Below are 7988 nucleotides of genomic sequence, written 5' to 3'. Positions count from 1 at the left end.
CCGTTCTGGGCGATGTAGCGTTCGGCCTGCTCGATGATCCAGAGGGAGTTGGCTTCGGCTTCCTCGCTCGTGGCTCCCCAGGCGGTGATGCCGTGGCCGCCCAGGATGGTGCCGATGGCCTGCGGGTTCGCTTCCTTGAGCGCGGCGATGTCCAGTCCCAGCTGGAAGCCGGGGCGGCGCCAGGCACCCACACGACCTTCTCGCCGAAGACCTTGGAGGTCAGGGCTTCGCCGTCCACCGCGGTCGCGATCGCGATGCCGGAGTCCGGGTGCAGGTGGTCCACGTGCGCGGCGTCCACGAGCCCGTGCATGGCGGTATCGATCGAGGGCGCAGCGCCGCCCTTGCCGAACAGGCAGTAATCGAAGGCGGCCACCATGTCGTCTTCGCGCGTCGACGCGGGGTAAACGGCCTTGAGGGCCTGCAGCCGGTCCAGCCGCAACACGGCCAGGTTTTCCGCCTTCAGGTTCCCAGGTCCCCGCCGGAACCCTTGACCCACAACAGTTCGACGTCCTCCCCGGTGACGGGTCCGTCTCCGTGCCTTTGGCCGAGGTGTTCCCGCCGGCGAAGTTCGTGTTCCGCTTGTCCGCGCCCAGGCGGTTGGAACGGGCGATCAGTTCTTCAACAGTCTTGTTGGTTGTGTTCTGCATATTCATGCCTAAGCGCCCCATCCGGCTTGCTGGCCGCCCACGCGGTCCTCGTTGATCTTCTTCTGGTAGCCACTGGCCTTGAACGCGGTCATCGGGTCCGCGGGCAGGCCGCGCGATTCGCGCCACTCGGCCAGGATCGGCCGGACGTCCGTGTAGAAAGCGTCGTTGAAAATGCCGTTCGCGGCCAGGACATCGCCTTCACGCTGCGCTTCGGTGAGCGCGTCCGTGTCGATAAGCAGGGCACGGGCCGTCATTTCCTGGACGTTGAGCACGGACCGGATCTGGCCCGGAATCTTCTCCTCCAAGTTGTGGCACTGGTCCAGCATCAAGGCCACGCCCGAATCCTTTCCGAAGCCCCCGCCGCGGATGACTTCGTGCATGATGCGGAACAACTGGAAAGGATCCGCGGCACCGACAATCAGGTCATCGTCCGCATAGAAGCGCGAGTTGAAGTCGAAGGAGCCCAGCTTGCCCAGGCGCAACAACTGCATCACGATGAACTCGATGTTGGTTCCCGGGGCATGGTGGCCGGTATCCAGGCACACGAAGGCCTTCTCCCCCAGAGCCAGGGTCTGGGCATAGGAGGTACCCCAGTCCGGAACGTCCGTGTGGTAAAAAGCAGGCTCGAAGAACTTGTACTCCAGCACCAGGCGCTGGCTATCCCCAAGGCCCGCGTAGATCTCCTGAAGGGATTCCGCGAGGCGGTCCTGCCGGCCGCGCATGTCATCCTGGCCAGGGTAGTTGGTGCCGTCCGCCAGCCAGACCTTCAGGTCCCGGGAACCGTGGCGTGCATGATCTCGATGCACTCCAGGTGATGGTCGATGGCGCGGCGGCGCACCGCGCGTCGGAGGACGTCAGGGAGCCGTACTTGTATTCGTCGTCCTGGAACGTGTTGGAGTTGATGGTCCCCAGCCGACGCCAAGGTCCGCCGCGTACCCGCGGAGGGCGGAGTAATCGTCCACCTTGTCCCACGGGATGTGCAGTGCCACAGTCGGTGCAAGACCCGTCAGCTCGTGGACTTTCGCGGCGTCAGCCAGCTTCTCCTGGATGGTCCGCGGGGTGCCGGGCGTGCCGAACACCTTGAATCGCGTGCCCGAGTTGCCGTAGGCCCAGGACGGGACCTCGATGGCCAATTCGCCGAGGCGGCCGAGGGCCGCTTCCGTCGTGTTCATGGTTTTTCCTTCTGTTGCCTGTGCGTCGTCTTCGAACAGCAGTGCGTTTCTTTTGAATCAATTCCGGCTTGAATCGTTTCATTCAAGAGCCTACTCACACGGTAGGGCCTGCTTCCATGGCGTGTCAACAGTCAATCCCGGAGATCGCCGATCGAACCACGTAATATTGATCAAGCGGTTTGATTCGATTCATCAATTGGGAGGTAGAGAGTGCCAAGCGGCCCGGGAGCAAAGCTGACTGACGTCGCCGCCCTTGCCAGAGTTTCGGTCGGAACAGTTTCGAATGTCCTCAACCGTCCGGACCAAGTCTCGTTCGACAAGAGGACCCGCGTTCTTGCCGCCATCGAAGAGCTGGGATTCGTGCGGAACGAATCAGCCCGCTCACTGCGGTCCGGCTCCACCAGGAGCCTCGGCATGTTGGTGCTGGACGTGCGAAACCCCTTCTTCACCGATGTCGCTTTGGGCGCTGAAAACGTCGCCGAAGACCACAAGCACTCCCTGATACTGGCCAACAGCGCCGAAGACGCCGGCCGCGAGGAGGCCTATCTGGACCTCTTCGAGCAGCAGCGGGTCCAAGGCGTCCTCATCACGCCATTCGGACAAGTTCTTCAACGGCTGGAAAGAATGCGCGACCGGGGTATCCCTTCTGTACTCGTCGACAGGCTCGCAAGCACGGATCAGTTCTGCTCGGTTTCGGTGGACGACGTCGCCGGCGGCGCCACTGCCCTGGAGCATCTCGTCAGTGTCGGCTCGGTACGCCCTGCATTCGTCGGCGGCCCCTTCACCCTGCAGCAGGTCGAGGACCGATACCGGGGTGCCGCCGACGCGGCCGCACGTGCCGGAGTCCCGCTTCAACTATTCGAAACGCCCGATCTGAAATTCGAACGCGGACGCCGGATTGGAGATCTCATCGGGAATCTCCAACCTGACAAGCGCCCGGACGCCGTGTTTGCCGCCAACGATCAATTAGCCTAGGGCTTTTGCAATCCTTCGCCGCGAACGGGCTCCACGTGCCCGAGGACATCGCCATCGTCGGGTTCGACGACATCGATTTCGCCTCCCAGTCGAGCATCCCACTCAGCTCCATCAGTCAACCGAGGCAGCTGATCGGCGAGCGTGCCGCCCAACTCCTGTTCGACGAAATCGACGCCGAACCCGGCCACGTACATAGCCAAGTGGTGTTCACGCCGGAGCTCGTGGCGCGGCAGAGCACCCTGCGCCGCTAAGCGGAACCCTTCGATCCGGCCGTCGGCACCAGATCGCCCTTTTCGGATGAAATGAGCGATATGTAAGTCTCCAGTTGGGACCGAAGCTGATCCGCCGAGTGATGTTCCGGCGTCAGCGTGGCCGTGATCTGGGCACCGAGCGCAAACGTCATGATCCCGCCGACGATGTCGTCGTCGTTGAGACCTTCTTTCAGTTCGCCGAGTTCCCTGGCTTCACGGAGCTTGTCGAACAGGGCGTCACGCCATTGCTCCATCGAGGAATCGTGCAAGGCGGCCTTCGCCGGGTCCGTCAGTGCGCGCTGCCAGAAGGCGATCGCGATTCGCGCTTCGTTTAGCCGCTCGGCGTCGAGCGGCAATATTTCATGGCAGTAGCTGCGCAACGCCGACAGTCCCCGCAGGCCGGCGGTGGAGTCGCTCATGCGGCTATTCGTCTGGTTGAAGACGTGGCCGAAAGCAAACGTCAAGAGATCGTCTTTCGTCGGGAAGTACGGCTTGAGCGCACCGTTGGCAAAGCCCGCTTCCGTTGCTATCTCGCGCATCGTGGCACCCTCGATCCCCCGGCTGGCGATGATCCGCCACGTGGCTTCGACCAGCTCCACCCGGCGCTTGTCGTGGTCTACGATCTTCGGCACTCTTTCCCCAAATCTTTTTTCTACAACCGTTGTGACTCAGATTACACGATGCTATTCTCTACACACATAGAAAATAAACCGCCACTCACAAAGGCCTTCCATGAGCACAACCTCCTCTCCAGAAATCGCCGACATGGCTGAGATTGCCGGACTGTCTCCGTATGCCTTGACCAGTGCCGAAGACATCACGGCCGTCAGGGGCATTTTGGCCTACGCCGGGCTCTTCGACGGATCCATCCGGATCGCCTACCTTGGCCTCCTTGACCCCCCTCGCGATTCAGGAGCGGGCGAAACGGAGACTCCGGACCGCAGGTTCAGGGCGTTCCTGCACAACGTCTTGAGCGGTGCGGCACAGGACGTCGTGGTCTCCGTGACACACCAGGAAGTCGTCTCGAAGGTAGATCTTGACACCTCGGTGACGGGCGAGCTTCCGGTCATCGAAGAAGAATTCGAGGTGGTCGAAGAGATCCTCGCCCAGGACGAGCGGTGGCTCAAGGCCTTGGCTGACCGGAACCTCGACGTCAGCAAAGTCAGGGTCGCTCCCCTTTCGGCCGGCGTCTTCGAGTACCCCGAGGAGAAAGGCCGCCGGATTCTGCGCGGCTTGGCATTCGTCCAGGAGTTCCGCGAGGACAGCGCCTGGGCCCACCCCGTGGATGGGCTGGTTGCCTACGTTGATGTCGTCAGCAAGACGGTGGACCATGTCCTGGATTTCGGCGCCGTCCCGGTGCCGGCAGAACATGGCAACTTTACGGACCCGGAGCTGACCGGACCGATGCGCACCACGCAGAAGCCGATCCACATCACCCAGCCGGAAGGTCCGAGCTTCACCGTCCACAATGGAAACCACGTCGAGTGGGAGAAGTGGAGCCTGGACATCGGCTTCGATGTCCGGGAAGGCGTCGTTCTGCACAATGTCGCGTTCGACGACGTCGATCGCCGTCGCAGCATCCTCAAGCGGGCTTCCATCGCCGAAATGGTGGTGCCATACGGCGACCCCTCACCCGTGCGCTCCTGGCAGAACTACTTCGATACCGGCGAATACCTCGTGGGCCAATACGCTAACTCGCTCGAACTCGGCTGCGATTGCCTCGGCGAAATCACCTACCTCAGCCCGGTAGTCAGTGACGCGTTCGGCCGGCCACGGGAAATCCGAAACGGAATATGCATGCACGAAGAGGATTGGAGCATCCTCGCCAAGCACAGCGACCTCTGGAGCGGCGTGAACTACACCCGCCGGAACCGCAGGCTCGTCATCAGCTTCTTCACGACTATCGGCAACTACGACTACGGCTTCTACTGGTACCTCTACCTTGACGGCACCATCGAGTTCGAAGCCAAGGCCACCGGCGTCGTCTTCACGAGCGCCCACCCCGGAAAGGGCTACCCGTACGCCTCGGAGCTCGCACCGGGCCTTGGGGCGCCCTTCCACCAGCACCTCTTCAGCGCCCGGCTGGACTTCGCCATCGACGGCTTGAGCAACAGGGTCGAGGAAGAGGACGCCGTCCGGGTACCGATGGGAGAAGGCAACGAACGGGGCAACGCCTTCGCCCGCCGTCGGACGGTGCTCAAGCGCGAGTCGGAGGCCGTGCGCGAGTCTGACATGGCGGCGGGACGGGCCTGGATCATCTCCAATCCCGACTCACTCAACCGCCTGGGCGACCCCGTGGGATACAAGCTCCACGGACAAGGCCATCCCATGCTCCTCGCCGATCCCCAATCGTCCATCGCCCAACGCGCAGCCTTCGCCACGAAGGACCTATGGGTGACCCGCTATGACGAGAACGAGCGCTACCCCAGCGGCGACTTCGTCAACCAGCACTCCGGAGGAGCCGGACTGCCGGCCTACATCGCCCGCGATAGGGACATCGACGGACAAGACATCGTCGTATGGCACACCTTCGGGCTGACCCACTTCCCCCGCCCCGAGGACTGGCCGATCATGCCCGTCGACACGGTGGGATTCAAACTCCGCCCCGAAGGTTTCTTCGACCGGAGCCCCGTACTCGACGTTCCGCCGTCGAAACCCGCCTCAGGCGGCCACTGCCACATGGAGGCCCAGAAATGAGTTTAACAACCGGGAAAGAGACCACTGAGGTGGGACACTCGCATCATCATCGACGTCGTCTCGGCGTCCCTGCGGTGACCTTCATGATCATCGCCGCCTCGGCTCCGCTCACTGTCCTCGCCGGCGGCGTGACGACGACGTTTGCCGTCACCGGAGTCACTGGCGTGCCGCTGTCCTTCCTGCTGCTCGGCGGAACCCTCGCCGTGTTCGCCGTCGGCTACGCGGCCATGAGCCGGTACGTCGTCAACGCCGGCGCCTTCTATTCCTACGTGGCGCAGGGCATCTCCCGGCCGGTCGGCGTCGGGGTTTCCATGGTGGCCCTGATGGCTACAACTTGATGCAAGTCGGCATCTACGGCCTCTTCGGCTTCACCGTCTCAAGCCTGATCAACGAACGCTTCGGCATCACCGTCCCGTGGTGGATTCCGGTGCTTGTCTGCATCGCCGTCGTTGCATTCCTCGGCGTGAACCGCGTGGACCTGTCAGCGAAGGTCCTCGGGGTGCTCGTCGGCCTGGAGTTCCTCGTGGTGATTGTCTACGACGTCGTCTCCTTTGCCGTGGCCCCCGAGGGAGTCAGCGGAGCGCCGCTCAGCACGCAGAGCCTTTTCGTGCCGGGCGTCGGGGCGGTCCTTTCCTTCGGCATCGCGGCGTTCATGGGATTCGAGTCGGCCGCGATCTACGGCGAGGAAAGCAAGGACCCCAAGCACACTGTCGCCCGGGCTACATATACCGCGGTGGCCATCATCGCCTTGTTCTACGCTGTTTCCTCGTGGGCCATGGCGGTCGGAACCGGACCGTCCGCAGTGGTGGACGCTTCCGCGAAACAAGGACCGGACCTGATGTTCGGTTTCCTCAGCGACCATGCCGGCGTACTTCTCGCCGACCTGGCCCGCCTGCTCTTCGTCACCAGCCTCTTCGCAGCTCTCGTCAGCTTCCACAATGCCGCAGCCCGCTATTTCTTCTCCCTGGGCCGGGAACAAGTCCTGCCGCGCAAGCTGGGCGCAGTACGGCGGCACAGCGGCGCCCCCTACGCCGGGTCGATCGCCCAGACGGTGATCGCCGTCGTGGTCACGGTGGCTTTCGCCATCGCGGGGACCGGATCATCGCTGGGCGACCTCTACCCTGTCCTGACCATGTTCACGTGGCTGACGAACGACGGCGCCATGGGACTTGTCCTCTTGATGACCGTTGTCTCGCTGGCGGTCATTGGGTTCTTCCGCAAGAACAGGCATGACGCTGGAATCTGGACCCGCCTGATCGCCCCTGCCCTGGGGTTCGTGCTCCTTGCGGCGATCTTCGTGCTGATCGTGGTCAACTTCAACGTACTGCTCGGCCAAAACGAGACCAATGCGCTGACGTTCGTCCTGCCTGCCGCGATCATCGTGCCCGGGCTGGTGGGGATCGCATGGGCGTTCCGCCTCCGCCGGAGCAACCCGGCCGTGTATCGGCGGATCGGTCACGGCGAGGAGGGGCCGGCGGCCGTCCATCTCGGCGACGAAGACGACGTGTAGCGCCGGGACTGATGATCGGTGAACACCATGCACACCACCCTTTCGATCGTCATGCTCGCTTGCTGTGCCCTCGGAATCTGGAGCCCGATGCGTGAAGGATTGGTCAGGAACCTTAGCCAGTGGGGGCCGATGGCACTCATGCTCATTGCGATGGCGGACACAACCGTCGGGCCAGGCATTGTGCCGGGCGTCGTGTGGGGCCTTCTCCTGCTCCTCACGTCCCCTCTTCCGCTGGTGCTCTTGCCCAAGGATCGCCGGGGCGGCATGGAAATACACCGCTCCTTGTCCATGGTGGCCATGTTCGCCATTTTCGTCACAACCCTTCCCACTGTCACGTCAAGTTCTGTACACCAAGCACATGCGCATTCAGGACTTGGTGGAGCGAATCCGGCCCTGGCAGTTGCCCTCGCGGCAGCGGTCATCGCCTACTCAATCGCCCTGGCCGCCCGAACCCTTCGACCAAATGGCCGCGGACACCGTCGTCACGCGTCTGCATCGCTTGAGGCGATCTCTTCGGCGGGCGCCTTGGGCGCCATGATCCTGATGGCCGTCTGACCGCAAGTGCCTTGTCCATAGAAACCATTACCAACTCAGAGTGGAGTAAACCCTTGGAAAGCTACGACGCCCTCCTCGCTTCAATCACCCCGACCACCGGCGAAAGCCGGACCATTATCGACCCCGCCACGGGCACCGTTGTCGGCGAGGCCCCGGTTCACACGGTCGACGACCTCGAACG

General features: G+C 63.0%; 3 protein-coding genes and 4 pseudogenes. 4 read left to right on the top strand and 3 right to left on the bottom strand.

The genetic code is table 11. The features are described 5' to 3' along the window. Positions 1 to 653, bottom strand: a pseudogene (locus AHiyo1_RS21765) (class II aldolase/adducin family protein); the annotation flags it as partial. Between the two features lie 2 nt (positions 654 to 655). Next, positions 656 to 1819 (bottom strand): annotated as a pseudogene (rhaI, locus tag AHiyo1_RS21760) (L-rhamnose isomerase). 210 nt (positions 1820 to 2029) lie between these two features. On the opposite strand from rhaI, the pseudogene AHiyo1_RS21755 reads away from it, so the two are divergent. Beyond that, positions 2030 to 3045 (top strand): annotated as a pseudogene (locus AHiyo1_RS21755) (LacI family DNA-binding transcriptional regulator). Here AHiyo1_RS21755 and AHiyo1_RS21750 read toward each other — a convergent pair. Then, the gene (locus AHiyo1_RS21750; RefSeq protein WP_059389965.1) at positions 3042 to 3677 is read right to left on the bottom strand and encodes a TetR/AcrR family transcriptional regulator; all 636 of its coding nucleotides are present in this window, start codon (positions 3675 to 3677) and stop codon (positions 3042 to 3044) included. The pseudogene AHiyo1_RS21755 and the gene AHiyo1_RS21750 sit on opposite strands and share 4 nt — an antisense overlap. A gap of 133 nt (positions 3678 to 3810) precedes the next feature. Here AHiyo1_RS21750 and AHiyo1_RS21745 point away from each other — a divergent pair, with 133 nt between their 5' ends. The 3 genes and pseudogenes from AHiyo1_RS21745 (at position 3811) to AHiyo1_RS21735 (ending at position 7807) form a co-directional block, all read left to right on the top strand. Continuing rightward, positions 3811 to 5742 carry a primary-amine oxidase gene (locus tag AHiyo1_RS21745; protein ID WP_059389966.1) on the top strand — a complete coding sequence of 644 codons (1932 nt, stop codon included), beginning with the start codon at positions 3811 to 3813 and terminating at the stop codon, positions 5740 to 5742. Continuing rightward, positions 5739 to 7252 (top strand): annotated as a pseudogene (locus AHiyo1_RS21740) (APC family permease). Before AHiyo1_RS21745 ends, AHiyo1_RS21740 begins: the two are co-directional and overlap by 4 nt. Positions 7253 to 7279: 27 nt before the next feature. After that, positions 7280 to 7807, top strand: a complete 528-nt coding sequence (locus AHiyo1_RS21735; protein WP_148667709.1) for a hypothetical protein — start codon at positions 7280 to 7282, stop codon at positions 7805 to 7807. The last annotated feature ends 181 nt before the right edge of the window (positions 7808 to 7988 follow it).

Origin of the sequence: Arthrobacter sp. Hiyo1 (assembly GCF_001263615.2) — a bacterium.
In the GTDB taxonomy this organism is placed as follows: Bacteria; Actinomycetota; Actinomycetes; order Actinomycetales; family Micrococcaceae; genus Arthrobacter.
Note: the sequence above shows the minus strand (reverse complement) of the source record. Positions and strands in the feature narration are given on the sequence as shown.

Coding starts and splice junctions, on each gene's coding strand:
- AHiyo1_RS21745 (WP_059389966.1), top strand. CDS start 3,811: ATGGCTGAGATTGCCGGACTGTCTCCGTATGCCTTGACCAGTGCCGAA.
- AHiyo1_RS21735 (WP_148667709.1), top strand. CDS start 7,280: ATGCACACCACCCTTTCGATCGTCATGCTCGCTTGCTGTGCCCTCGGA.